Consider the following 25,342-nt stretch of genomic DNA (forward strand, 5'->3'; position numbering starts at 1 on the left):
TGTTCACGTGCGTGACCGGCCGGCGCGTGGCCCGCTGTCGGCTCGGCGGGAACGGCCGGATCAGACACCGTCGTCGGCGCACAGCGCCCAGACGTCGGTGGCGGTGCCGGGCGAGGACTGGCCGCCGGTGTGGGAGGAGGCCGTCCAGTACGCCGCCGTCGTGGTCCCGTCGCCGACCGCGACGCCGCCCGAGGTGCTGGGGAAGCTGCCGTTGAGGTGGTCGCCGTGCGAACCCGGACCGGTGAAGGCGGTGGTCGTCACGCTGCCCCCGCTGACCGCCGCGCCGCCGCCGACCAGCTTCCCGTCGCCCTGGGCGCATCCCGCGGTCGCCGTCTGGCCGGTGCTGCCCGTCGTCGGGCCGCTCACCTCGGCGAAGCGGACCTTCACCGTGGCGCCGCTGACATTGATGCCGCTTCCGCTGCAGATCGCGTAGGCGTAGGTGTAGTCGGCGCTGTCGGCGCCGGAGTCCCAGCCGACCGCCGACCAGGAGTCGGGGTTCGTCTCGCCGTCCGCCGCGGCCTTCGCGCCGAAGGCGTGTGCGGAGTTGGAGAAGGTGGGGAAGCTCGCGATCGTCTTGAAGCCGCCCGTGTTGCCCGGGGTGGTCCGGGCGCCGCCGCCGATCAGCCGGGTGTTGGCCGGGCAGGTCGCCGTCACGAGGCCCACGGTCGCCCCGGTGGTGGGCGTGTTGGCCTTGTTCATGACGACCTGGGTGTGGTTGAGCAGGCTGCTGGAGAGGCACATGGCGTACGGAGTGGTGGAGAAGGAGGCGTTGACCTGGCCCCCGCTTCCGCCGACGCCGAGCCAGTGCGTCACGTCGGTGCCGACGACTCCCGTGGAGCCGGTGTACTCGGTGGTGCCGTCGGAGCTCGGCGCGGTGCCGTCGACGTGGTTGCCGTTCCCGCTCGCGCCGGTGCCTATGGCCTGGTTGATCCCGCCGCCGGAGACGAGCCCGCCGGAACAGTCGGCGTGCGTCGACACCTCGGAGTTGGCGGAGGCGGGACCGCTGGTGGCCCCGGGCGTCTTGACGGTGACGGCCACGGTGTTGGCGTACGCCGTCCCCGGCGTCGCCAGGGCCAGCATCGCGCCCAGGATCAGCGCCCTGTTCGGAACAGGGCGCCACGACAGGTTTCTTGGCATCGGATGTCCATCTCTCTGGCTCTGATGGCCGGCACGGCGACCGGGGACCGGAGATCCCGTTCGGGCGCAGCGCCGTGGAAGGGGGAGGGGGGAGGGAGGAGGGCCTCTTGTCGGCCGGCCGGTACGGCTCTGAGGGGCGTTCCCCTGCGGACGGGCGGGCCGGGCGGCTCGTTCGCCGCAAGCCCGGTCGTTGATGTGGGGACGGGAGCCCCGGCGCTCTCGCGCTGAGGGTCACTCATGCGGCGCAGATGCGGACTCTAGCAGTGTGAGTGATTCACATCTGCATCCCGCATAAGCGATTTACCTTGCAGATGTGTGGCAGGAGTTGCCGCTGTCAGGGTGCGGAGTGCGGGAATGCGAGGACATTGCGTCCGTTCGGCTGGTGGATGCGACGCGAGCGGAGAAAGGCGAATTCCCTTCCGGTAGCGTCGGCCGTGGCGCAGGTCACAGACGTGACGACTGCTCGATTCCGGCTCTGCGAGGCGTGCTTCCCATGACCCTGTCCATCCGCAACCAGATCCCCGGCACCGTCACCGCCGTCACCACGGGCGAGGCCATGGCGATCGTGAAGGTGCGCCTGGCCGGCGGCCAGGACGTCACCGCCGCCATCACCGCCGACGCCGTCGAAGACCTGGGCCTGGCCGAGGGCTCCGCGGTCAGGGCCCTCGTGAAGGCCACCGAGGTCGCCCTCGCGACCGGCCCGGTGGCGGGCATCTCCATCCGCAACCAGCTCGCCGGCTCCGTCACCCACGTCTCGACCGGCGGCGCCATGGGTTCGGTGAGGGTCTCCGTCGACGGCGGCGAACTGACCGCCGCGATCACCAGGGACGCCGTCGAGGACCTCGGCCTGAGCGTGGGCACGCCCGTCGTCGCCCTGATCAAGTCGACCGAGATCTCCCTCGCCGCCGCCTGACCGCCGCCTCAGCCGCACACGAGGGCCGCGCCTCCTCGCCACCCCGCCGTGCCTGGTGAAGGCCACGTCGGAGGCGTGGGTGGCGACGACGCCGAGGAAGGGCTACGGCGTGGTCGGCTGGGCCGTCGCCGGGGGCGGCGTGGTGAACGGCCGCAGCGCGGCCCCCGAACGTGCTGCTGCTTCCGGGAGCGTGAGCCGCGGGGCGCCGGACCGGCTCCGGCGCCGCCGCTCCCGTACGCGGCCGGACAGGGGACCGCGCCCGCGGGCGGTCACCGCTCCGGCGCGGTCCTCTCCGGGCGGGTCAGAGTGCCACGACCGTCGCCTCGGTCGCCTTCACGCTCGTCCAGACCGACACCCCGTCGGCGAGGCCGAGTTCGGCCGCCGCCTGCGGCGTGATCTCGGCGACGAGATCCGGGGCCTCGTCGGAGGTGATCAGCAGCCGCAGCCGGCTGCCGCTGCTGGTGATCTCGCGTACGGTGCCGGGCCAGACGTTACGGGGGCTGCCGGCGGGCTTCTCGCGGTGCACGGACACCGCCTCGGGCGCGACGATCGCGAGGGCGGGGGTGCCGGGCGGCGGCGGTTCGGCCGCGACCAGGGTGCCGCCGGCGTCGAGCGCGAGGCCCTCCGCAGTGGTCTTGCCCGGCCAGGCGTTGCGGCCGAGCATCCGCGCCACCCACGGCGAGCGGGGATTGCGGGTCACCTCGGCGGGTGCCGCGTCCTGGATGGCCCGCCCCTCGTCGAGGACGAGGACCCGGTCGGCGAGCGAGACCGCCTCGACCGGGTCGTGGGTGACGATGAGGCAGACACCGCCGAACCCGCCGAGGTGGGTGCGCAGGGTGTGCCGGACATGGGCCCGGGTGGTCTGGTCGAGCGCGGCCAGCGGCTCGTCGAGGACCAGGAGCCGGGGGCGGGCGGCCAGCGCCCGGGCGAGCGCGACCCGCTGGGCCTGCCCGCCCGACAGCTGCGCCGGCCGGCGGTGCGCCAGGTGACCCACGCCGAGGCGGTCCAGCCAGCCCTGGGCCTCGCGCCGGGCCTCCGCGCGCGCGACGCCCTGGGCGCGCAGCCCGTACGCCGTGTTGGCGAGGGCCGTCAGGTGCGGGAACAGCGCCCCGTCCTGGGGCACCCACGCGACCCGTCGCCGGTGCGGCGGCAGGGCGGTGACATCGGTGCCGCCGAGCGTGAGGTCCGCGTGGGCCCGCGGCGTCAGCCCGAGGAGCGCCCGCAGCAGCGTGGTCTTCCCGGCCCCGTTGGGGCCGACGACGGCGATGGTGGTGCCGGGCTCCGCCTCCAGCGTGAGCCGGGTGAAGCCGGTGACCTCGGCGTACAGCGCCCAGCGTTCGCCGGGCGAGACGGGCAGGGCGGTCGCGGCGGGCTGGGCCGAGACGGGCTGGGCGGTTGCGCCGGGCGGTCCGGGCGGGAGGACGTCGGCCGTCGGTCGCCCGGTGGCGACCGCGTCCACCCCCGCCCCGGGCGTGGAGCGCCGCGCCCGGTCGGCGGGCGTGCCGGTCCACCGGCCGCGCAGCGCGACCAGGACGGTCATGGCGATGGCGAGCAGGAGCAGCGAGACGGAGGTCGCGGCCTCCGGCTCGTCCTGCAGCAGCAGATAGACCTGGAGCGGCAGCGTCTGGGTGGTGCCGGGCAGATTGCCCGCGAAGGTGATGGTGGCGCCGAACTCGCCCAGCGCGCGGGCCCAGGTGAGGGCCGCGCCCGCGACGACACCGGGCGCCACCATCGGCAGCGTGACGGTGAAGAAGACCCGGACCGGCGAGGCGCCGAGCGAGGCGGCCGTCTCCTCGTAGCTCGGCCGCAGCCCGCCGAGGGCGCCCTCCAGGCTGATGACCAGGAACGGCATGGCGACGAACGTCGCCGCCAGCACCGCTCCCGAGGTGTGGAACGGCAGGGTGATGCCGAAGGTGTGCTCCAGCCACGGTCCGAGGAGCCCGCGCCGCCCGAAGGCGAGCAGCAGCGCGACACCGCCGACCGTCGGCGGCAGCACCATGGGCAGCAGGACGAGCGAGCGGACGAACGCCTTGCCGGGAAAGGACACCCGGGCGAGCAGCCAGGCCAGCGGGACGCCGAGCAGCAGGGACAGGCCGAGCGCCCAGAAGGAGACGAGCAGCGACAGCTTCAGCGCCTCGACGGTGCCCGGCGAGCCGAGGTGGTCGGCGAGTTCGCCCCACTGCGTCCGTACGAGGACGCCGGCCAGGGGGAGCGTCAGGAAGGCCACGGCCACCACCGCGGGCAGCGCCAGCGCCAGGGGCGGCCGGCTGCCGGGCGTGCGTACGCCTGCTCGTTTCATCGTTGGTCCCGGAGACATGGGGCCACGCGGTGACGGGGCCGCCATGGGGTCATGGGGCCGCCGCCGTGGGCACGCGGCCGAAGAGGAAGAGGGGCTGTCCGTCCCCCCGGGCGGACAGCCCCTCGGGTCATGCGATCCCGTCGGTCACGGCTTCTGGAAGCCGGCGTCCTGAAGGATCTTCTGGCCCTCGGGCGAGGACAGCCAGGCGACGAAGGCCGTGGCGGCCTCGGCGTTCTTGGAGTCCTTCAGCGTGGCGGCCGGGTAGGAGGCGACGGCGTTCTGGTCGTCGGGGATCTCGACCGCGTCGACCTTGTCCTTGGCGCTCTCGGCGTCCGTCTTGTAGACGAGCCCGGCGTCGGCCTCGCCCAGCTCGACCTTGCTGAGCACGGCGCGCACGTTCGGCTCCTGCGAGACCGGCTTCACGATGATCTTCTGGGCGTCGAGGATCTTCTTGCTGTACTTGCCGGCCGGCACCTCGGGCGCCGCGAGGACGACCTTCAGCTTGGTGTCCGCGAGGTCCTTGAGCGCGGCGACCTTGTGCGGGTTGCCCTCGCCCGTGGCGATCACGAGGCGGTTCTTCGCGATGACCGTCGGCGCGCTCGTGTCGGCCTTCACCTTGTCCATGCTCTTGGTGTCGGCGGTCACCAGGACGTCGGCGGGCGAGCCCTGCGACACCTGCGCGACGAGCTCCTGCGAGCCGGCGAAGGAGAAGGTCAGCCGGGTGCCCGGGTGCGACTTCTCGTACGCGGCACCGGCGGTCTTGAAGACGTCGGTCAGGGAGGCCGCGGCCAGCACCGTCAGGTTCGCCTCAGGTGCGGCACTCGCGGAGCCGGAGGCCGTGGACCCGGCGGTGTCCTTCTTGGTGTCGTCGCTGGAACAGGCCGCGAGCGGGACCAGCAGGGCCGCGGTGAGGGCGGCAGCGGCGGCGCGGCGTCTGGCGGGCGTGAGGGTGAGGGTGAGGGACATGAGGGTCTGAACTCCTGGGGGACGAAAGGGAAGTACGGGGACAGCGGCCGGCCGCGCACACGGCCAGGGGCGTCGCGTCGTGCGTGAGGGGTGGTCAGGTGCGGTCGATGTGCACGCTGGTCGACTTCACGCGGGCGGTGGCCTGCATGCCGACTTCCAGTCCCAGTTCCTCCACGGCCTCCCGGGTGAGGAGGGACACCAGGCGGTGCGGACCGGCCTGGATCGTGACCTGGGCGGCGATGTCGCCGAGCTTGATCGCGGTGACGATGCCCGGGAAGGCGTTGCGCGCCGAGGTGTACGACGCGTCCTCGTCCTCGTCGCCCTGCGCGAGCTCCACGGAGAACGCGGCCAGCGACTTGCCGTCGATCACCCGCCGGCCGCTCTCGTCGCGGTGGGTCGCGACCCTGCCCGCGTCCGCCCAGCGGCGCGCCGTGTCGGGGCTGACGCCCAGCAGACGCGCGGCCTGCCCGATGGTGTAGGACTGCATGTGCGACACCGTAGGCGGGAATCGCTCTCATCTGCAACAAAGTCGTGGGACTCTCCATCGCGAATGAGAGAGCGCTGGAGGAAGGGACGAGCGGGGCGCGTGCCGGTCTCAGTCCGCGGACGGATCGGTGCCGCGCGGCGCCGCGGACCGACGTACGCGGGCGGCTGGGCGACGTCCGGCCGTTGATCCACGGGCTGCCGCCCGGACGCCGCCCGCACGCCGGCGGGAGCGAGCCCGCAAATGGCAGACGGTCTGAACGCCGCCCGCACGCCGGCGGGAGCGAGCCCGCAAATCGCAGACGGTCTGAACGCCGCCCTCACTCAGGCCCGTTACCGCATCGAGGCGCGCACCGGCCGCGACCTGTCGCGGCTCGACCACAAGGCGGACCTGCGCGCGGACTGCTCGGCCGCTGACGGACGGCGCCCCGCGAGCGGACGGGGCACGCGGTGGGGCGGGAGCGGCCGTCAGGGCACGTCGATGTGCACGCTCGTCGACTTCACCCGGGCGGTCACGGTGACGCCGACGTCGAGCCCGAGCTCCTCGACGGCCTCCCGCGTCACCAGCGAGACCAGCCGGTGCGGGCCCGACTGCACCTCCACCTGCGCGGCCACGTCGTCGACCCGCACCCCCGTCACGATGCCCACGAAGGAGTTCCGGACGGAGGTGGCCACGTCGTCCTCCGGGACGGCGTGCAGCCCGGCGCCGCGCTCCTGCGCGAAGCGGGCCAGGGCCGTGCCCTCGATCACCCGCTTGCCGGAGCCGTCCCGCTCCATGGCGAGGCGGCCGCCGTCCGCCCACCGGCGAACGGTCTCCGAACTCACTCCGAGCAGCTGCGCTGCCTGCCCAATGCTGTACGACGGCACGTCCGCACTCTAGGTCACGCGCCCGGCGCCCCGGGCGGCCGGGACGGCTGTGGCGTGCGTCACGTAACGGGAACCGCTTCGGGGCGGCCGGACAGTCCGGGGATATGGAGATGAGTGTGCGTGCTCGAATACGAGCCGGGGACCCCGACGCGTTCGGGTGTCTCTTCGACGACTACGCGCGGGCGGTGCACCACCACGCCTTCCGGCTGACCGGGGACTGGTCCGTCGCCGAGGACGTGCTGTCGCTGACGTTCCTGGAGGCGTGGCGGCTGCGGGCGTCGGTGGATCCGGACGGCGGGTCGCTGCGGCCGTGGCTGCTCGGGATCGCCACCAACGTCGTGCGGAACACCCGCCGCGCGGCCCGGCGTCACGAGGCGGCCGTGAACCGCCTGCCGCGCGAGGAGGCATTGCCCGACTTCGCCGACGAGCTGGTCGGCCGCATCGACGACGCCGAGCGGGTGGCGCGACTGCGGGCTGCGCTCTCGCGGCTGCGGCGCCCGGAGCGCGAGGTGGTCGCCCTGTGCGTCTGGTCGGGCCTGGACTACGCGGCCGCGGCCGAGGCACTGGGCGTACCGGTGGGAACCGTACGGTCCCGGCTGTCCCGCGCCCGCAAGAAGCTGCACAAGTACGCCGGATCCGGCCTACCGCCCTGGGACGGGAACCCGGATCCGGCACGCGGACAGAAAGAAGGTGACCGCGCTCCCGCGGTCCGGCCCACTCAGGAGGACGCCCGATGAACACCGCCCCGTCCCGGCTCACCCAGGAGGACGCCCGATGAGCACCACCCCGTCCCGGCCCGCACCGGTCCGGCCCACCCCGGCCGAACGCGAGGAGCTGGCCCGGCTGTTGCCGGTCCCGCCCGAGCGGGAGCTGTCCGGCCGTCACCGCCAGGCCCTCAGGGACCAGCTGCTGCGCGAGTTCCGGCAGGACACCGTTCCCGCCGCCGGGCCCCGCTCCGCCGCCCGCCGCCTGACGGCCGTCGCCGTTCCGCTCGCCGCGGGCGCCCTGGCCGTCACCCTGGCGGCGAGCGGAGCGCTCGACCGGGAGCCCGGCGCCCGCCCGCACGCCGGCGTGGCACCCGCACCGGACCGGTCGCCGGCCGTGGTGCTCCTGGACCGCGTCGCCACCGTCGCCGCGGCCAGGCCCGCACCCGCCGTCCGCGACGACCAGTACGTCTACGTCGCCAGCACGGTGGCCTGGTCCAGCCGGGGCGCGGACGGCTCCGCCCCGCGGCTCGACACCCCCCACAGCCGCAGGATCTGGCTCTCCGTCGACGGAAGCCGCCCCGGCCTGCTCCGCGAGAAGGGCATGGAGATCCCGCTCGCCGGCGACGTGGACAAGAGCGGCCGGCCCGTCTCCGACCACCCGGCCGGCAACCCCGCTCCGACCCTCGGCAACCCCACCTACCGCTACCTGGAGTCGTTGCCCACCGACCCCGGCACGCTCCTGAAGAAGATCTACGACGAGACCAGGGGCTCAGGACCGGGGCCTGACCAGGAGGCGTTCGTGACCATCGGCGACCTGCTGCGCGAGCAGGTGGCTCCGCCGAAGGTCGCTGCGGCCCTCTACCGGGCCGCCGCGCGGATCCCCGGCGTCACCGTCGTCGACGACGCCGTCGACGCGGCCGGCCGCCACGGCGTCGCCGTCGCCCGCGTCCACGCCGGCGAGCGCACCGAGTGGATCTTCGACCGGAACACCCTGGAGTTCCTCGGCGAGCGGAGCGTCATGGCCGAGGACACCGCGTGGGCCAGGTCCGGCCAGATCACCGCGACCACCGCCGTTCTGACCCGCGGCATCACGGACAGGGCCGGCGACACCCCGCGCCGCACCGGCTGACCGCCGGGCCCGTCAGCCGGCGCACGCGTAGCCGAAGGCGGCCTCGGCCTCCAGCGGGGTCGTACCGGGGCGCAGGACCTCGAGGCGGGCGGTGCCGTGGAACAGGCCCGGGCCGCGGACGGTCCACCGCAGGTGCACCGCCACTTCGTCCTCGCCGGCGCGGGCCGTCCGGGTCAGGACTCCGGACCGCTGCCCGTCGCTGCGCAGCCAGCGGTACGTGACGGGGCCGGCGTGGCCGTCCGTGGTCACCACGCCGGTCACGTCGGCGGTCCCGCCGCACGTCAACGCCTGCGGCCCGGCGGTGACGCGGACCGCCGTGACCGTTGGGCCCGCCGTCGGGCGCAGCAGCAGCCACAGCACGACCGCGACCGCCGCCAAGGCAGCGGCGGCGCCGAGCAGGCCGGCCCGGCGCCGCCGCCGGCGCGCGGGAACGGGCGCGGGTGCCGGGGCGGCCCACAGGGCGCGCAGGGCCTCCTCCTCGGAGCGCGGGACACCCGGGCCGAAACGCAGCACGATCTCGCCGTCGTCCTCCGCGCCCTCCGCGCCGTCCTCGCCGCCGCCCGGCGCGGACGTGGGCGTCAACGGCGTGGCGGGCATGCTCCGATGACGCTTGCCCAGGACGGTGTCCCGCTCGTCCGGGGCGATGCCGGGCGGCGCGACGCCGCCCGGGGCGTCCGTCTCCGCGTCCGGCACCTCTCGCGCCACCGCTTCCGGCGCCTCGGCGGGCCGCGGGGACTCCACGGCCGGCACGGTCAGTTCCGCCAGGGCCGCGGCCGCCGCCGTCCGCAGCGCCGTCCTGCGCAGGAAGTCCCGCGGCAGCGCGGCGCGTCCCGAGGTGAGCGTCGTACGGGCGGCGGCCAGGCCGCCGGACTCGGCCGTGGCGGAGCAGCGGGCGAACAGACCGGCCGCCGGTGTGCCGGGCTCCGCCCAGGCGGTGCCGAGGGTACGGGCGAGCGCCGCCCACGCCGTGATGTCCGCGTCCTGGAGGGAGCCGGCCGGGGCGTCGCCGTCGGCGGCCAGTGCGCCGGCCAGCGACGTCTCGGTGAGCAGCGCGGTGCCGTCCGGGGCGAGGACCACGTGGTCGGCGGTGAGCGAACCGTGGGCGAGGCCGGCCGCGTGCAGGGCGAGCAGCGTCTGCGCGGTCTCGTTGAGCACGCTCGCCGCACTGCCCTCGTCGAGCCCGGCCGCACCCGTGGCGAGCAGGTCGGCGACGGTCCGGGCCGGCGGGCGCGCGACGACCAGCCACACGTCACCCGCCTCCCGCAGCAGGTCGACGGTGGCCGGCACACCCGGCAGCCGCAGCTTCGCCACGGAGCGCACCGCGGCGGTGAGCCGCTCGCGCGCACCGTCCGGCGCGAGCAGGGCGCGGTGGATCCGCAGGACGCCGAGCGGCGGTTCGTCCGCGTCGGCGGGCCCCAGCGCGTACCAGGTGCCGAACCGCCCGTCCCGCGACCAGTCCGACAGGGCGCGCCCGGCGACCGTGGCGGGTGCCGCGGGCGTCGGTGGCGTCGGCGGTGTGCTCATCGTGCGTGGTTCTCCTCGTTCTCCTCGGTGGTGGCTCAGCACGGCGGTGCGTCGACGGAGGCCGTCCGCGTGCCGCCCGGGGACTGCGGGCTGCTGCTGACGGCGATCGTCCAGGCGTCCCGGCACGGGTGGTTCGAGAAGTCGCCCTCGAAGGTCACGGAGTAGCGCGTGCCGCCTTCCAGCCGGCGGGACTGCGAACCGTAGGGTTCGGCGGGCGTGTCCACGTAGAAGTCGGCGGTGAGCGTCAGCGGCCCGGTGCCGGTGGTGTCGACGGTGACGTCGGCGATCAGCCTGCTGCCCGCCCCGCGGCGCAGCGGGCCGATGGTGATCGTGACCGTGCCGGGCGTCGGCGCCTGCGCGGTCGTGGTGGTCGGGTCGGGGGTGGTGGCCGTGGGACCCGGGCCGGGCGCGTCCGTGGTCGGCGTCCCGTCCGTGGCCGGTGGCGTCGTCGTGCCGCTCGGCGCCGGCTCGGCGGAGGCGTCGGCGGACGGCGATCCGCTCGGCGTCGACGAGGCCGAGGGGGAGAGGGAGGACGGGACCGGGACACCGGCGGGGGGAGTTCCCGAGGGGACGGAGTCCGCCACGGTCGTCGTCGTGTCGTCGGCCGATCCGGCCGTCGCCACCGCCACCGCACCGGTCGCGACCACGGCCAGCACGGCCGCCCCGACCAGCGTCCGGCCGAGGACGCCCCGCAGGCGTCCCAGAAGCGTCAGCGCCGGCGTCGCCTCGTACACGGCTCCCGTCGTCGCGAACGGGAACAACAGGGCGAGCAGGGCGGCGAGCCTGCCGAGCGCGCGGCGCCCGCGCTCCTCCCAGCCCGCGCCGTAGCCGTCCGCGGCGGCGCGTTCGAGGCCGGCGAGGAAGGCCGCGATACCGGGCCGGTCCGCCGGGTCCTTCGCCAGGCCCGCACGGACCAGGTCGCGCACGGGCTCGGGCACGTCCGCCACCTCGACCGGCGCCCGCAGGTGCTGCAGCCGCAGCGCGATCAGGTCGTCGGCGACGAACGGCTGGCGGCCGGTGAGGCACTCGTAGAACACGGCCGCCGCCGCGTACACGTCGCCCGCGGGGCCCGCCGGCTCGCCGTCCCACTGCTCGGGCGCCATGTACGCGGGCGTGCCCGCGGCCTCCGCCTCGCGGCCCGCGCGCACGGCGATGCCGAAGTCGGCGAGCGCGCTCGAACCGTCGGCCCGCACCAGCACGTTCTCCGGCTTGTAGTCACGGTGCACCACCCCGGCCGCGTGGGCCGCGCCCAGCCCGAGCAGCGAGCCCTTGAGCAGGACCAGGGCCGCCTCCGGGCCGGTGCCCCCGTGCTCGCGCAGCAGCGCGCGCAGGGTGACCCCGTCGACCGCCTCCATGACGATCGCCGCGCCCCGCCGTGCCTCCACGTACTCGTACAGCCGCACCACGCTCGGATGCCGCAGCTCGCCCAGCAGCCGCGCCTCGGCGCGGAAGCGGGCCAGGAAGTCCCGGTCGCCGTGGAGCCGTTCGCTCAGGTACTTGACGGCCACGGGCACCCCCGTCGCCTCGTGGCGGGCGAGGACGACCCGCCCGCCCGCGCCCTTGCCGAGCGTGCGCACGGCGGCGTAGCCGGGCACCGCCCAGCCTCCGTCCGGCACCCCGCCGTCGCCCCGCGTGCCGTTCCCCGCGCCGTTCATGCCGTCCCCTCCACGGCCGTGCCGTCCACGGCCGCCCCGTCCGCCGGATGTGCCCGGCCCCCGGCCGCCGCCGCGCGGCGCCGCTTCACCACCCGTACCAGCCACCGCAGCGGCGCCGCCCACACCGGGAACGCCACCAGCGCCACGACCACGGCCACGATCACCGAGTCCCACGGCGCGGGCACCCGCCCCTCCAGCCACGTGCCGAGCCGCGACCGCCAGGCCAGCAGGGCGAGCACCAGGAAGCCGTACGTCCCGACGACCACCGCCAGGCCGTACGCGGCCATGCCCGCCTGCCGCGGCCCCGGCCGGCGGCCCGCACGCAGGTCGCGCCAGAGCCCGGCGCGGAAGTACGCGCTCGCCTCCTCGCGCAGCCGCGGCACGCGCAGCGCGTCCGCGAGCGCCTGATAACCGTCCAGCGGCATCAGCGGATTGAAGTTGTAGAGGGTGTTCAGATACAGCCCGAACGACAGGTGGAACAGCACGGCCGAGACCGGCCCCACCGGCAGGTACGCCGCGCCCACGGCGCACCAGCCCGCCAGGGCGGCCGTCGACACCGGCCCGGACAGCGCCACCACGACCCGCGACCAGCGCGTGCCGAACCACATGTCGCTCGTGTCCACGAACGCGAACGGCATCCCCATCATCAGCATGAAGCCGCCCCGCCGGACCCTGCGGCCGTACGACTTCACCGCGAGGGCGTGCGCGAGTTCGTGCACCACCAGCGCCGACACATAGCCGGCGGCCAGCGCCACCGGGCCCCAGACGCCGGACCCGCCGAAGTCGAGGAGACGCTGACGGCCCTGTGCCACCGCGAAGAACACCACCAGGCCGCCGAGCAGCGACAGCCAGACGAGCGCCACGCCGGTACGGGTGAAGAACCGCCAGCCGCCGCCGGCGTACAGCCGCGTCACGATCCCGTCGAGGCCCGGTACCGACAGCTCCAGCCTGAGCAGGGCCCGGTACACCGCCCGCCACAGCCGGCGCGCTCCAAAGACCGCCCGCTCCTGCGGCCGGCCCGGCAGCCCGCGCAGCAGTCCCGCGCCGTCGAACGCCGCGAGCGCGGCCTCGATCCGCGGCAGCGCCAGCTCCCCGAACTCGTTCGCGTACGCGAAAAGCAGGTCCCGCACGGTGGTGTCGCCGTCGAGGGCGTTCCACAGGAACACCTCGCGCTCGTCGAGCCGGAGGTACCCGCCGGTCCGCGTGTTGCTCAGCACCCAGTGCGGCTCCGCGCGGCCGCTCGTGGGCACCTGCTTGAGCGCCCACCCGCCGCGGCGGCGCGGCCGCGCGGTCAGCGGACCGTGCGCCTCCGGCGCGTCCTGCTCCGGGGCGGCGCCCGCCGGCAGTCCGGTGAGCTGCGTGCCGACCACGACGGTCCGGGAACCGATCCGCGCGTCACGCGGCTGCTCGAACACCATCCGTACGTCGCCGACCGACAGTTCGGCGCCGTCGTCCAGGCGCGCCGAACCGCCGTGCAGGGTCGCCCCGGCCACGGCCGTGCCGTTGAACGAGTCCAGGTCCTCGACCCGGAAGCCCGACGCGTCACGCAGCACGCGGGCATGACGGCGCGACACGCTGCCGTCCGCCAGGACGACGTCGTTGTCCGCGCCGCGGCCCAGCGTCGTGACCTCGGCCGTCAGCGATACGAGCAGGTCAGGGTCGTCGACGCCGCGCAGCCGGGGCGCGGCGAAGGACGCCGGGGCCGCGCCACGGCGCAGCGTGCCGCAGCGCAGGCAGTACGGGAAGTCGCGCCGCACGTGGACGCGACAGGCATGGCAGAGCATGGTGTCCGGTCCCGCGCCTCAGGAACCGGTGGCGAAGGAACCGCCGGCGGCCGGGCCGCCGAGCGTGTCGTGGCCGGGCCCGGTGGTGCGCAGCTCACCGCCGGCGAGCCGGTCGAGACCGGGACGCAGCAGCCCGCCGCCACCGCTGGGCCGGCGTCCGTTCTCCCCACTGCTGCCACCGGGATCGCCGCCGCCGTCGCCGCCGCTGGGGCCGCCACCGCCGGGGCGTCGTCCGTTCTCGCTGCTGCTGCCGTCGCCACCTCCGCCGCCGTCACCGCCGCCGTCGCCGCCGCTGGGGCCGCCACCGCCGGGGCGTCGTCCGTTCTCGCTGCTGCTGCCGTCGCCTCCACCGCCGCCGTCACCGCCGCCTCCGTCACCCCCGCCGGAGCCGCCACCGGGCCGTCGTCCGTTCTCGCTGCTGCTGCCGTCGCCTCCACCGCCGCCGTCACCGCCGCCTCCGTCACCCCCGCCGGAGCCGCCGCCGGGCCGTCGTCCGTTCTCGCTGCTGCTGCCGTCGCCCCCGCCGCCTTCGCCGCCGCCCCCGCCGCTTTCACCGCCTCCGCCGGAGTCTCCGCCGTCCTCGCCGCCCTCGTAGATGCCGCCGTGCCCGAGGCCCTCGCCGCCGCCTCCGCCGAAGCCGCCGCCGTGGCCGCCCGGCGCCTCGCCGAACCCACCGCCGAATCCGTCCCCGAGGCCGCCTTCGTGACCGCCGGAGAACCCGTCCCCGAGGCCGTCGCCGAGCCCGCCTTCGTGGCCGCCCCCGAATCCGTCACCCAGGCCGCCTTCGTGGCCGCCCCCGAATCCGTCACCCAGGGCGCCTTCGTGACCGCCCCCGAGCTCGGCGCCGAAGCCGTCCCCGAAACCGCCGTCGTGGCCACCGACCCCGTGCTCGCCGAAGCCCGTGTCGCCGTCGCCGAAGGAGCCGAACTCGCCGAGGCCGTCGGAGCCACCGAACTCCCCGGCGCCGCTGAAGTCACCGGCGCCGCCGAAGTCACCGAAATCGCCGGAGTCGGCCAGGCCGCCCTGTTCGCCCAGGCCGCCGAGGTCGTCCGCGCCGCCGAGCCCGCCGAAGTCGCCGAGGAGGGAGCCGCTGTCGCCGCCGGGAATGCCGGTGAGGCGGTCGCCGGTCAGGCCGGTGACGTGGGACGACGCCGTACCGTCGAGTGCGCCGGCCGGGTCGTGGACGTCGTCCGGGGCCTCCGCGGCGTCGTGCGTGCCGGTGTCGACGGGGATGTCGTGGTGGGCCAGGGCGTGGGCCGCGTTGCCGAAGAACAGCGACGACTTGGATAGGCGGGCGTCGAGGGTGGCCGGCCCCTCGGCGGCACCGGACTCCACGCGGAGCCGGCGCAGCTCCGTGACCTGCTCGGGCGTCAGGCCGAGTCTTCGGGCCACCTCTTCGGGGTCACCCGAGAGCTGCTCCGCGAAGGCGGGATCGACCGCGAGACGGGTCAGGGCATCGCGAAAGGCGTCGTTGTCGGTCATGGCCTCACGTTCTCCGTCGGTACGCGTGCGCGCACGGTGCTTCCGGCGGGAAGTGGAGGGTCCCCCTGGTCGGCGGCATGGATGCCCTTCCGGCCATCCCAACCGATGCCTGCACGGAACCTTATAGAGGCTTTCGGCCACCCGGCGCAAGGGGTCAGGAGGTATCAGGAAGGGGCGAACCGCCTGCTGTGCATGGGCCCCGTGAAACGGTTTCGGCCACTCCGGTACGCCGCTCGCCGCCGATCCGGGGCCTGCCGGGGACGCACCCGCCCGGCGCCCCCTCGTCGGGCGGCCGCCGGGCGGGCGCGCGGTGCCGTGGAGCGCGCCCGGATGGATGAAGGACAGCGGCCGGATGGACCAGATGGGCTGGCTGAAGTGGGAGTACCACCCGCTCTACGCCCAGTATCTGGTCAAGTGGATCCAGAGCTACCAGGCGGCCGGCCTCAAGGTCGACCACCTCTCCGTCCAGAACGAGCCGAACTGCTGTCAGGCAGGCAACCCCACCGCATGAACCATCCGGGCATGAGCAGGAACCCCTCCGGCCTGGTCGAGTTCACCAAGACCCGCGTCCACCCCGCCTTCCGGGCCGCCGGCATCACCACCAAGGTCCTGGTGCACGACTGGAACCACGGCGACCACACGAACTTCGGCGCGGCCGTCGTCGGCGACGCGGGCGGGCGCGACGACCCGCTCTCCGGCGGGATCGCCTGGCACGGCTACGTCGGCGACCCGGTCGTCGGCAGCCAGGTCCACGGCCAGTACCCGTCGGTGCGGCAGTTCGGCACCGAGCACTCCGGCGGCATCTGCACGACGAGGACCCGAAGGACATCGTCGGCTTCGCCCGCAACTGGAGCGGCAGCGTGGTGAAGTGGAGCCTGGCGGTCAACCAGGGCATGGGCCCGCACAACGGCGGCTGCGGCACGTGCACGGGGCTGGTCACCGTCCAGGACGGCGGGGCGCACCACCGCCACCTTCACCTGGTCCGGTACGACGGCGAGCGCGCCGAGCGGTCCGCTGACCGGCCTGGCCGGCAAGTGCCTCGGCGTCGTCGGAGCGGCCACCGCCGACGGCACCCGCACCCAGACCTGGACCTGCGCCCACCAGAAGTGGACCCACCAGCCGACCTGATCCCCGCACCCCGGCCGGGTCCTGCCCTGCGGGTCCCGGCCCTCCCCGCTCTCCCGAGGAGACCGCATGCCGCACCCGCGCCACCGCAGCAGGGCGAGCGCCGTCGCGCTCGCCGTCACCGCCACCACCGCGGTCCTCGCCGGCCCGCCCGCCCACGGCGCCGCGCCGCACGCAACGGCCGGTCCCGTCCCTGACACCCGCGTCGTCACGGGGGCCGTGGTCCACCCCGTCGACGAGGGCGGCACCGCGCGCATCGACGTCTCCGTGACCACCACCGGCTCCGGTCCGACCGCCGCGCCCGTCACCGTCGCCTACACCACCGACGACAGGGGCGCCGGCAAGGACGGTGACACGGCCGGCAGCAGCCCGGCCGAGGCCGGGAGGGACTACCTCCCGGTGTCCGGCACCCTCGTCTTCCCGGCCGGGACCCCCTCCGGCACCACCCGGAGCATCACCGTGCGGACCCTGGCCGACGACGCCGGCGAGGAGGCCGAGACGATCCCGGTGAGACTGACGGCCGACGGCGCCCGCGCGCCCGACGAGACACCGTCGGTCGTCGTGAACGCGCACGGGCTGCCCTATCTCGACCCCCGCCTGCCGGTGCGGGAGCGCGTCGCGGACCTGCTCTCCCGGATGACGCTCCGCGAGAAGGCCGGCCAGATGACCCAGGCCGAGCGGGGCGCCCTGCGCGCACCCGGCGACATCGCGGCCTACGGGCTAGGCTCGCTGCTCTCCGGCGGCGGCTCCGCCCCTGCCCCGAACACTCCGGAGGCCTGGGCCGGGATGGTCGACGCGTACCAGCTGCGCACCCGGGCCACCCGGCTGCAGATCCCGCTGCTCTACGGCGTGGACGCCGTGCACGGGCACAACAACGTGATCGGCGCGACGGTCATGCCGCACAACATCGGCATCGGCGCCGCGCGCGACCCCGGTCTCGCCGCCCGCACCGGCGCCGTCACCGCCAGGGAGGTCCGGGCCACGGGCGTGCCCTGGGACTTCGCGCCCTGCCTGTGCGTGACCCGCGACGAACGCTGGGGCCGCTCGTACGAGTCCTTCGGCGAGGACCCGGCGCTCGTCACCGCCATGGAGAGCGTGATCGACGGGATGCAGGGCGCGCCCGACGGCCGGGACCTCGACCGCAACGACAAGGTGCTGACCACCGCCAAGCACTTCGTGGGCGACGGCGGCACCGCGTTCGGCTCGTCGACGACCGGCTCGTACACCATCGACCAGGGCGTCACCCGGGTCACCCGCGAGGAGCTGGAGACCGTCCACCTCGCGCCCTTCGCCGCCGCCGTGCGGCACGGCGTGGGCACCGTCATGCCCTCGTACTCCTCGCTCGACGTCCTCGGCGACGACCGGGGGCCGGTGAAGATGCACGCCGACGGCGAGATGATCAACGGCGTGCTCAAGGACCGGATGGGCTTCGCGGGCTTCGTCGTCAGCGACTGGCAGGCCATCGACCAGATCCCCGGCGACTACGCGAGCGACGTGCGGACCTCGATCGACGCGGGCCTGGACATGATCATGGTGCCGACGGACTACCCGGGGTTCACCCGGACACTGGTCGCCGAGGCGGAGGCCGGCCGCATCCCCGCAACGCGGATCGACGACGCCGTCGCCCGCATCCTCACGCAGAAGTTCCGCCTCGGCCTCTTCGAGAAGCCGTACGCGGACACCACCCACCTGGCGTCCGTCGGCTCGCCCGAGCACCGCGCGGTGGCCCGGCAGGCGGCCGCCGCCTCGCAGGTGCTGCTGAAGAACGAGGGCGGCGTGCTGCCGCTCAGGCCCGGCCGGAACGTGTACGTGGCGGGCTCGAACGCGGACGACCTCGGCAACCAGGCCGGCGGCTGGACCGTCACCTGGCAGGGCGCCTCCGGCCGGACCACGACCGGCACCACGATCCTCGACGCCCTGCGCAAGTCCGTCGCACCCGGCACCACGCTCACCTACTCCCAGGACGCCTCGGCGCCCACCGCCGGACACGACGTCGGTGTCGTGGTGGTCGGCGAGAAGCCGTACGCGGAGGGCATGGGCGACGTCGGCAACGGCCACGACCTGGAGCTGAGCGCGGCCGACAAGGCCGCCGTCGACCGGGTCTGCGCCGCGCTGCCGTGCGCGGTCCTCGTCGTCTCCGGCCGCCCCCAGCTGATCGGCGACCGGCTGCCCGCGATCGACGCCCTGGTGGCCTCCTGGCTGCCCGGCACCGAGGGCGACGGCGTGGCGGACGTCCTGTACGGCAGGCGGCCCTTCACCGGCCGGCTGCCGGTGAGCTGGCCGAGGTCGGAGGGCCAACTGCCGCTGAACGTGGGCGACCGGCGCTACGACCCGCAGTACCCGTACGGCTGGGGCCTCACCACGCTCCACGGCACGCCGCGGGGCGGGGAACCGGTGCTGCGGGCGATCGGCCTCGCCGCCCGGGCCCTCGCGAAGGCCGGACTCGGGGACTCGGCCGCCGCCCGGCGGCTCGTCGACCGGGCCCGGCTCGTCGTCCAGGGCCGCGTCGGGCAGCACGTCACGGAGGCGGTGGCGAAGCCGTTCGCCGAGGCCGACCATCTGCTGCTCACCGGCGATCCGGCGGGCGCCGTCGACAGGCTGACCGAGGCGTTCCGCGCGGCGTCGGGGACCTGAAGGGGCGCGGGGAATGGTCGGGGGCCATTGATCGTTCCGGCCAGGTAGACGTATTCAGCGAAAGGTTAGTGATGACGCAGACCCAGCAGGAGACGGCCCCCGTCGTCCGCCGCAACGACGCCCGGCACCGTTACGAGATCCTGGTCGACGACCAGCGCGCCGGCCTCACCTCCTACCGCGACCGTGACGACCGGAGGGTCTTCTTCCACACCGAGATCGACGACGCCTACGGAGGTCGCGGCCTCGCCTCGATCCTCGTCGAGGAGGCGCTGACCGACGTCCGGGCGGCCGGGATGCGGATCGTGCCGGTCTGTCCGTACGTGGCGAAGTTCCTCAAGAAGCACACGGAGTTCGCCGACATCACGGACCCGGTGACGCCCGAGGTGCTCCAGTGGCTGGAGGAGCGGCTGGCACGCTGATCCGGCCGGGAATCCGGCGGAATCGGGGCGGGATCGGGCCGACAGGGATCTTGCGGAAAGCCAATGAAAGATCTTGCGGCCCGTCGTGGGCCGCTGCTTGACTGCCCGGATGAGCGAACCCGGCAGTGACCCCGAACCCGGCCCCGGCCCCGGCCTCGACCCCGAGGGCTTCGGCCTCGAAGGCCCCGACTCGGAAGGCCTCGACCTTGAGGGCTTCGACGCCGAGGGTTTCGACGACATCGACGTCCTCGTCCTCGGCGGGGCCGGCGTCGACACCATCGTGTACGTCCCCGAGCTGCCGCTGCCGCTCGCGGACAGCCACATGATCCGGCCCGGGATCCGCACCCGGGCCGGGCAGACCGGCGACTTCGTCGCCCTCGGGCTGCACCGCCTGGGCCTGCGCACCCACCACCTCGACATGATCGGCGCCGACCCCGAGGGCGAGCTCGTCCGCGCCTTCCACCACGACCAGGGCATCCCGCTCACCGGCGTGCACCAGCCCGCCGGCACCAAGCGGGCCGTCAATCTCGTCGACCCCGCCGGGCGCCGGCTCTCCCTCTACGACGCCACCCGTGGCCACGACGACGACCGGCTGCCCCCGGAGACCGTCAAGGCCCTCGCCGCCCGCAGCGGCCACGCCCATGTCTCCCTCACCCAGCCCTGCGCCCACGCGCTGCCGCTGCTGCACGAGGCGGGCGTGACCCTCTCCACCGACCTGCACGACTGGGACGGGCGCAACGACTACCACCGGCCCTTCGCGTACGAGGCCGACGTCGTCTTCCTGTCCGCCGCCGCCCTCGACGACCCCGAGCGCACCCTGCGCGACATCGCCGCGCACGGCCGCGCCTCCGTGGTCGTCGCCACCGCCGGAGCCGCCGGGGCGACCCTGCTGACCGGCCCCGACGCGGAGCCCGTCCACATCCCGGCCGCCGCCCCGCCCGCGCCGGTCGTCGACAGCAACGGCGCCGGGGACGCCTTCGCCGCCGGCTTCCTCTACGGCTGGCTCACCGGCGCGCCCGTCCAGACCTGCGCCCGGTACGGCACGGTGGCCGGCGCGTACGCCTGCACCGTGCCCGCGAGCCGCGCCGACGCCATCGGGCGCGACGCCCTCCTCGCCGCGGCCGCCCGGATCGGCTGAACCGCCGCCGGTCAGGGACATGCCCCCGGGCGTGTCAGGATCGAGGGATGACAGAGAAGATCATCGCGGCGTGCGACGGCGCATCCAAGGGCAACCCCGGGCCCGCGGCCTGGGCCTGGGTCATCGGCGACCAGAACGGCGGCGTCGCGCACTGGGAGGCCGGTCCGCTCGGCACGGCGACCAACAACGTCGCCGAACTCACGGCCCTCCTCCGGCTCCTGGAGCGCCTCGACCCCGCCGTGCCCGCCGAGGTGCGGATGGACTCGCAGTACGCGATGAAGGCCGTCACCACCTGGCTGCCCGGCTGGCGCCGCAAGGGCTGGAAGACCGCCGCCGGTACGCCCGTGGCCAACAAGGAGCTGGTGGTGCGGATCGACGAGCTGCTCGCCGACCGGCGCGTCGAGTTCGTCTACACCCCCGCCCACCAGGTCGACGGCGACCCGCTCAACGACGCCGCCGACCGCGCCGCCAGCCACACCGCGCGCAGCCAGGAGCCCGCCGGATCCGCCGCCGGCTCGCCCCTGCCCCCGCCCGAGCCCGCCTCCGCGCGCCCTGCCCGCGCCAAGCGCGCCCCGCAGCGCGCCGACACCTCCGGTGCCGCCCGCCCCCGCCGTTCCGGTTCCGGCGGATCGGCCCCCAGCCTCAAGGCCCGCTACCTCGGACGGTGCCGCTGCGGACAGCCGTACGAGAAGGGCGCGACGATCACCAGGAACGCGGACGGCTGGGGCCATCCGACCTGCGCGGATGCCGTTTCCTAGCGGCTGGGGACGGGCCTTCGGGCGGCCCTGCTGGGCCGAACGGGGGATGGGGGTAAACCGGACATTCACCCAGCTGTGTGCCCGGGTTCGTGTGGGGTTCTGTTCTCGGAGCGCTCGGGGCTGCATACTGTTCCTCCTCGCACCGGTGACGAACCGTTTCCCTTGCCTTTTTGCCATTCCGGCCAAGGGGGCGGCACCATGCGGGAACCCCTCCCTTCATCCTCGCCGCGATCCGGCGTGCGATGACCCCTGCCCTTGGAAAGACCCGAGGTTCCGTGCCAGTACCTGTAGTCCTTGCCGGGCGCACCGTGCGCCTGGAACCGCTGGCCATGCGCCACGCCGAGGGCATCGCCTGGGCGGGCGCACTGGATCGTGCGGCCTATGCCTACACCGCCGTGCCCCACGGCCTTGATGCTTCCTGCGACTACATCGCCCGTGCCCTCGAGGAACAGGCGGCGGGTCGGTCACTGCCCTTCGCCCTGGTGAATCCGCGCAACGGGCGGGTGCTCGGGTCGACCCGCTTCCTGGAACTCGACTACTGGCGCGGTCCCCTGGTGTGGCCGCCGGTCACCGGCGTGCCGCACGGGGACCCGCTCACCGCGGTGCCCGACGCCGCCGAGATCGGCAACACCTGGATCTCCAGCGAGGCGCGCGGCACCGGCGTCAACACCGAGGCCAAGTACCTCATGCTGCGCCACGCGTTCGAGACCTGGGGCATCCGCCGCGTCTCGATGCGCGCCGACGCCCGCAACACCCGCTCGCGGGTCGCCATCGAACGCCTCGGCGCCACCTGCGAGGGCGTCCGCCGGGCCCACTCGCGCGGCCTCGACGGGGTCGTCCGCGATACGGCCTTCTACTCCATCCTCGATGAGGAGTGGTCCGCCGTCCGCGGCATCATCGAGCTCCGCCTCCCCGGCATGCGCCCGCCGGCCCCGCTGCCCACGCCCTTCCCGGGCGGAACGCACGAGCACGGGGGCGCCGGGGAACTGCTGCCGGCCTGAACCGCGCCGCGCCCAGCCCGCCGGGCGGGCGGCCCCGGCCCCGAAGGGGCGGGAGGCCGCCCGCCCGGCGGTTCGCGCACCGGCTCCCGGCCCCGCCCCTCATACCCGCAGCCTGCGCGGCACCCCGCTCCGCGGCCCCGGCGGGCGGGCGCAGGAGGCGGGAGACGGCGGCGGGGGCGGGCTCGGCGCGAGGACGTCGTCCAGGGCGGTGAGGCGGATCAGGCGCAGGATCGCCGGCTGCTCGCAGACCAGGTGCCAGGCCCCGCCGTGCGCGCGCACGCGCTGGGCGCAGCGGACGAGCAGTCCGAGGCCCGACGCGTCGCAGAACGTCACGTGGCGCAGGTCGACGGCGAGCGCCGGCGCCTCGCGGGTCAGGACGTCGAGTTCCGGCCGGACGCGCTGCACCAGGACCAGGTCGAGCTCGCCGTACAGCTCGACAGTGGTCAGGCCCTCGCTCGACCGGACGGCCAGGTTCGGATCACCGCGTCGGATCAGATGCATGGACACGCTCCACTGGATCGGCCCCCGTGGGTCGAGGTTCGCGGCCCTGCCACAGGCAGACACGTTTCTCCACCCCCGGCATCACCCGAAGAGGTGAAAACGAGGCATTTCCGTCCTGCCGGGAGGATCTTCGCGCCGGTCAGGGTTGGGGTGCCGGCGGCACGATCGCGACCGGGCAGGACGCGTGGTGCAACACGGCGTGCGCGACCGAGCCGACGAGCAGCGTCTCGACACGGTGCCTGCGGTGCCGGCCGACGACCACGAGCCCCGCCTCCTTGGAGTCCTCGACCAGCCGGCCCGCCGCGTCGGCCGGTGTGACGGCCCGGCTCACCTCGACGTCCGGGTAGCGCTCGGCGAACGGCCGCAGCCGCTCCTCCTGGTGCCGGCCCGTGGTGTCGGCCAGCTCGTTCGTCTCGTCCGGCAGCGGCGGCGGGATCTGCATCGCCGGGGCCGGCGCGCCGATGAGCAGCGCGGGGGAGGGCGGCACGGGGTAGGCGGTCACCACCTCCAGCGCCACCCCGCGCCGCCGCGCCGTCCGGAACGCGAAGTCGACGACCTCGTCCGGGGTCTCGTCGGGGTGCAGCCCGAGCAGCACCCGGCCGGCCTCCGCGCCGGTGTCCAGGGACGCGGCCCGGGCCTCGTGCGGCACGACGACCAGCGGGCAGGGCGCCGAGGCGGCGAGCGCGCGGCCGGTCGACCCGAGCAGCAGGCTCTTGAAGCCGCCCCGCCCGCGCGAGCCGATCACCAGGAGCTGCGCCCCGGCCGCCGCGCCGACCAGGGCGTCGACGACGGAGCCGTCCAGCGACGCGTACCGCACGTCGAGCCCCTCGGCCCGCGGCCCGACCTCGGCGGCCAGCGCGTCCACGACGGTGTCGGGGATCTCCGGCGCCGGGCCGAGGGAGGCGATCCGGGCGCTGCCGAGCTGGAGCGCGTCGGGACGGACATGGGCGACGGTCAGTGGGGCGCCCAGGCTCCGCGCGGCGTGCAGGGCCCATTCCAGGGCGCGCCTGCTGTGCTCGGAACCGTCGACGCCCGCCACCACGGCGGCAGAATCTTCACTCATGCCTCGCACTCATATCGGCATCAACCTGCCGATTTCGGGTGCCACGCCGAGGGGCGCGGGGCTGACCCCCCGCGCCCCTCGGCTTCTCCCATCCGGCGGCAGTGGCTCAGCGCGGCAGCCGGCGGCGGGCCCGGGCCGCGGCGACCAGTTCCGGTACGGTGCCCAGCTTCACGCGCGGACGGCCGGCCTCCTCGCCGCGGGCGCGCTCGGCGCGCTCGATGGCCGCCAGGCCGCGCGCGTCGACCACGTGCCGGGCGCGGCCGCGCACCAGGCGGTCGAAGGCGCGGGCGCCGCCGGCGGGCGCGGGCAGCGTGCCGGCGACGGCGTCGGCGAGGAGCGCGCCCACGGTCTCCGCCGCGCAGGTGCGGTTGGCGCCGATGCCGCCCGAGGGTCCCCGCTTGATCCAGCCCACGACATAGGTGCCGGGCCGGCCCTCGACCCGGCCGCCCTCGTGGCGCACCGTGCCGGCCGACTCGTCGAAGGGCAGCCCGGCCACCGGGCGCCCGCGGTAGCCGACCGCCCGCAGCACCATGCCGGCCGGGACGGTGACCGGACCGCCCTCGCCCGTCACCCGCACCGCGCCGGCCCGGATCTCCTCGGGCGCCGAGTGGAAGCGGAACACGATCCGCCGCCCGGTGTCCGCGGCCGGCGTCCTGCTCCAGTCCACCCGCTCGCGCGCCGCGCCCCGCAACAGCGCCGCCTTGTCCCGCGGCCCCGCCGCGTCGATCGCCGCCCAGGTCCGCGGATCGTGGTCGTCCACGACCAGGCGGACGCCCGGCAGCCGCCCGAGGGCGAGGAGTTCGGGGGCGGTGCAGGAGGCGTCCTCGGGGCCGCGCCGCGCGAGCAGCACCACCTCGCGCACGGCGGAGGCCCGCAGCGCGGCCAGCGCGTGGTCCGCGATGTCCGTCGCGGCGAGGGCGTCCGGGTCGGCGACGAGGATGCGGGCGACGTCCAGGGCGACGTTGCCGGTGCCGACGACGACCACCCGCTCGGTGCCCGACAGGTCGAACGCGTCGGGCGCGACCTCGGGATGCGCGTTGTACCAGGCCACGAAGTCCGTGGCGGAGACGCTGCACGCCAGCTCCTCGCCGGGGACGCCGAGCCGCCGGTCGCCGGCCGCGCCGACCGCGTACACCACGGCGTCGTGGTGCGCGGCCAGTTCCTGCGCGGAGATGTCCGTACCGACGTCGACGCCCAGGTACATCCGCACCCGCGGGTGGGTGTGGAAGCGGGCGAAGGTGTCGCCGACGCGCTTGGTCGCGGGATGGTCGGGCGCCACGCCGTACCGCACCAGGCCGCCCGCCACCGGAAGCCGGTCGACGAGGGTCACCTCGGCGTTGGTGTGCAGCAGCAGGTCCTCGGCGGCGTACATGCCGGCCGGGCCCGTGCCGACGACGGCGACCCGGATCGGCGCGAAGTCGTACGGCAGGCCGCGCGCGAACGACGGCGCGCCCCAGGCGTGGAAGTTCGGCCCGCCCTCCGGCACGTCGCGCGGGGCGCGCTCCTCGTAGAAGGCCGCGTTGACCGCCGCGTACTCCTCCTGCCTGGCCGCGGCCAGGGCGTCGGCGGGGAAGACCGCGTCGACCGGGCAGGCGTCGGCGCAGGCGCCGCAGTCGATGCAGGCCCTGGGGTCGATGTAGAGCATCTCGGTGCGGCCGAAGTCCGGCTCGTCGGGCGTCGGATGGATGCAGTTGACGGGGCAGACGGCGACGCAGGTGGCGTCGTTGCAGCAGGTCTGGGTGATGGCGTAGGTCATG

22 protein-coding genes are annotated in these 25,342 nt (G+C 75.1%); 10 read left to right on the forward strand and 12 right to left on the reverse strand.

Features of this window, described 5'->3' with window-relative positions:
* Positions 1-60: 60 nt before the first annotated feature.
* Positions 61-1,137: a hypothetical protein gene (locus tag ACFYU9_RS04070; RefSeq protein ID WP_389342144.1), complete on the reverse strand. Its 1,077-nt coding sequence runs from the start codon at positions 1,135-1,137 to the stop codon at positions 61-63.
* Positions 1,138-1,630: 493 nt separating this feature from the next.
* Between ACFYU9_RS04070 and ACFYU9_RS04075 the strand changes: the two genes are divergently transcribed.
* A complete protein-coding gene (locus ACFYU9_RS04075) occupies positions 1,631-2,050 on the forward strand; it encodes a molybdopterin-binding protein (protein WP_389214937.1) in 420 nt (139 codons plus the stop codon).
* A 301-nt stretch (positions 2,051-2,351) separates the two neighbouring features.
* On the opposite strand, the gene ACFYU9_RS04080 is transcribed toward ACFYU9_RS04075, so the two are convergent.
* The 4 genes from ACFYU9_RS04080 to ACFYU9_RS04095 all read right to left on the reverse strand — a co-directional run bounded on the left by ACFYU9_RS04080 (position 2,352) and on the right by ACFYU9_RS04095 (position 6,665).
* Complete coding sequence (locus ACFYU9_RS04080) at positions 2,352-4,349, reverse strand: ABC transporter permease (RefSeq protein WP_389342147.1); 1,998 nt, start codon at positions 4,347-4,349, stop codon at positions 2,352-2,354.
* A 144-nt stretch (positions 4,350-4,493) separates the two neighbouring features.
* Positions 4,494-5,315, reverse strand: coding sequence for a molybdate ABC transporter substrate-binding protein (gene modA / locus ACFYU9_RS04085; protein ID WP_389342150.1), 822 nt, complete (start codon positions 5,313-5,315; stop codon positions 4,494-4,496).
* A gap of 94 nt (positions 5,316-5,409) precedes the next feature.
* Positions 5,410-5,802, reverse strand: coding sequence for a molybdopterin-binding protein (locus ACFYU9_RS04090; protein ID WP_389214930.1), 393 nt, complete (start codon positions 5,800-5,802; stop codon positions 5,410-5,412).
* A gap of 464 nt (positions 5,803-6,266) precedes the next feature.
* Positions 6,267-6,665, reverse strand: a complete 399-nt coding sequence (locus ACFYU9_RS04095; RefSeq protein ID WP_389342153.1) for a molybdopterin-binding protein — start codon at positions 6,663-6,665, stop codon at positions 6,267-6,269.
* Between the two features lie 104 nt (positions 6,666-6,769).
* Here ACFYU9_RS04095 and ACFYU9_RS04100 point away from each other — a divergent pair, with 104 nt between their 5' ends.
* The gene (locus ACFYU9_RS04100) at positions 6,770-7,402 is read left to right on the forward strand and encodes an RNA polymerase sigma factor (RefSeq protein WP_389342156.1); all 633 of its coding nucleotides are present in this window, start codon (positions 6,770-6,772) and stop codon (positions 7,400-7,402) included.
* Positions 7,403-7,439: 37 nt separating this feature from the next.
* Positions 7,440-8,501 (forward strand): CU044_5270 family protein, encoded by a 1,062-nt coding sequence (locus tag ACFYU9_RS04105; protein WP_389342159.1) that lies wholly within the window; start codon positions 7,440-7,442, stop codon positions 8,499-8,501.
* A gap of 12 nt (positions 8,502-8,513) precedes the next feature.
* On the opposite strand, the gene ACFYU9_RS04110 is transcribed toward ACFYU9_RS04105, so the two are convergent.
* From ACFYU9_RS04110 to ACFYU9_RS04125, 4 genes are read right to left on the reverse strand one after another with little or no spacing between them, the layout of a single operon-like run.
* Complete coding sequence (locus ACFYU9_RS04110) at positions 8,514-10,025, reverse strand: hypothetical protein (protein ID WP_389342162.1); 1,512 nt, start codon at positions 10,023-10,025, stop codon at positions 8,514-8,516.
* Positions 10,026-10,060: 35 nt separating this feature from the next.
* Complete coding sequence (locus tag ACFYU9_RS04115; RefSeq protein WP_389342165.1) at positions 10,061-11,680, reverse strand: serine/threonine-protein kinase; 1,620 nt, start codon at positions 11,678-11,680, stop codon at positions 10,061-10,063.
* Entirely contained in the window at positions 11,677-13,464 is a 1,788-nt protein-coding gene (locus ACFYU9_RS04120) for an FHA domain-containing protein (protein WP_389342168.1), read from the reverse strand. Before ACFYU9_RS04120 ends, ACFYU9_RS04115 begins: the two co-directional genes overlap by 4 nt.
* Positions 13,465-13,482: 18 nt before the next feature.
* The gene (locus ACFYU9_RS04125) at positions 13,483-14,946 is read right to left on the reverse strand and encodes a hypothetical protein (RefSeq protein ID WP_389342171.1); all 1,464 of its coding nucleotides are present in this window, start codon (positions 14,944-14,946) and stop codon (positions 13,483-13,485) included.
* Between the two features lie 334 nt (positions 14,947-15,280).
* Between ACFYU9_RS04125 and ACFYU9_RS04130 the strand changes: the two genes are divergently transcribed.
* The 7 genes from ACFYU9_RS04130 to ACFYU9_RS04160 all read left to right on the forward strand — a co-directional run bounded on the left by ACFYU9_RS04130 (position 15,281) and on the right by ACFYU9_RS04160 (position 22,021).
* Positions 15,281-15,457, forward strand: a complete 177-nt coding sequence (locus ACFYU9_RS04130; protein WP_389342174.1) for a hypothetical protein — start codon at positions 15,281-15,283, stop codon at positions 15,455-15,457.
* An 11-nt stretch (positions 15,458-15,468) separates the two neighbouring features.
* Positions 15,469-15,813: a hypothetical protein gene (locus ACFYU9_RS04135; RefSeq protein WP_389342177.1), complete on the forward strand. Its 345-nt coding sequence runs from the start codon at positions 15,469-15,471 to the stop codon at positions 15,811-15,813.
* 327 nt (positions 15,814-16,140) lie between these two features.
* Positions 16,141-18,705, forward strand: a complete 2,565-nt coding sequence (locus ACFYU9_RS04140) for a glycoside hydrolase family 3 N-terminal domain-containing protein (RefSeq protein WP_389342180.1) — start codon at positions 16,141-16,143, stop codon at positions 18,703-18,705.
* Between the two features lie 71 nt (positions 18,706-18,776).
* Complete coding sequence (locus ACFYU9_RS04145; RefSeq protein ID WP_389214905.1) at positions 18,777-19,124, forward strand: GNAT family N-acetyltransferase; 348 nt, start codon at positions 18,777-18,779, stop codon at positions 19,122-19,124.
* A 109-nt stretch (positions 19,125-19,233) separates the two neighbouring features.
* A complete protein-coding gene (locus ACFYU9_RS04150) occupies positions 19,234-20,262 on the forward strand; it encodes a PfkB family carbohydrate kinase (RefSeq protein ID WP_389214903.1) in 1,029 nt (342 codons plus the stop codon).
* Positions 20,263-20,309: 47 nt separating this feature from the next.
* A complete protein-coding gene (locus ACFYU9_RS04155) occupies positions 20,310-21,020 on the forward strand; it encodes a ribonuclease H (protein ID WP_389342183.1) in 711 nt (236 codons plus the stop codon).
* Positions 21,021-21,295: 275 nt separating this feature from the next.
* Positions 21,296-22,021 carry a GNAT family N-acetyltransferase gene (locus ACFYU9_RS04160; protein ID WP_389214897.1) on the forward strand — a complete coding sequence of 242 codons (726 nt, stop codon included), beginning with the start codon at positions 21,296-21,298 and terminating at the stop codon, positions 22,019-22,021.
* 99 nt (positions 22,022-22,120) lie between these two features.
* On the opposite strand, the gene ACFYU9_RS04165 is transcribed toward ACFYU9_RS04160, so the two are convergent.
* The 3 genes from ACFYU9_RS04165 to ACFYU9_RS04175 form a co-directional block, all read right to left on the reverse strand.
* Positions 22,121-22,522 carry an STAS domain-containing protein gene (locus ACFYU9_RS04165; RefSeq protein WP_389342186.1) on the reverse strand — a complete coding sequence of 134 codons (402 nt, stop codon included), beginning with the start codon at positions 22,520-22,522 and terminating at the stop codon, positions 22,121-22,123.
* Positions 22,523-22,661: 139 nt separating this feature from the next.
* On the reverse strand, positions 22,662-23,585 hold the full coding sequence (locus tag ACFYU9_RS04170; protein ID WP_389342189.1) for a universal stress protein: 924 nt from the start codon (positions 23,583-23,585) through the stop codon (positions 22,662-22,664).
* Between the two features lie 106 nt (positions 23,586-23,691).
* A complete protein-coding gene (locus ACFYU9_RS04175) occupies positions 23,692-25,341 on the reverse strand; it encodes an FAD-dependent oxidoreductase (RefSeq protein ID WP_389342192.1) in 1,650 nt (549 codons plus the stop codon).
* Position 25,342: the final 1 nt, after the last annotated feature.

The organism is Streptomyces sp. NPDC004327 (assembly GCF_042873935.1).
Taxonomy (GTDB): domain Bacteria; phylum Actinomycetota; class Actinomycetes; order Streptomycetales; family Streptomycetaceae; genus Streptomyces.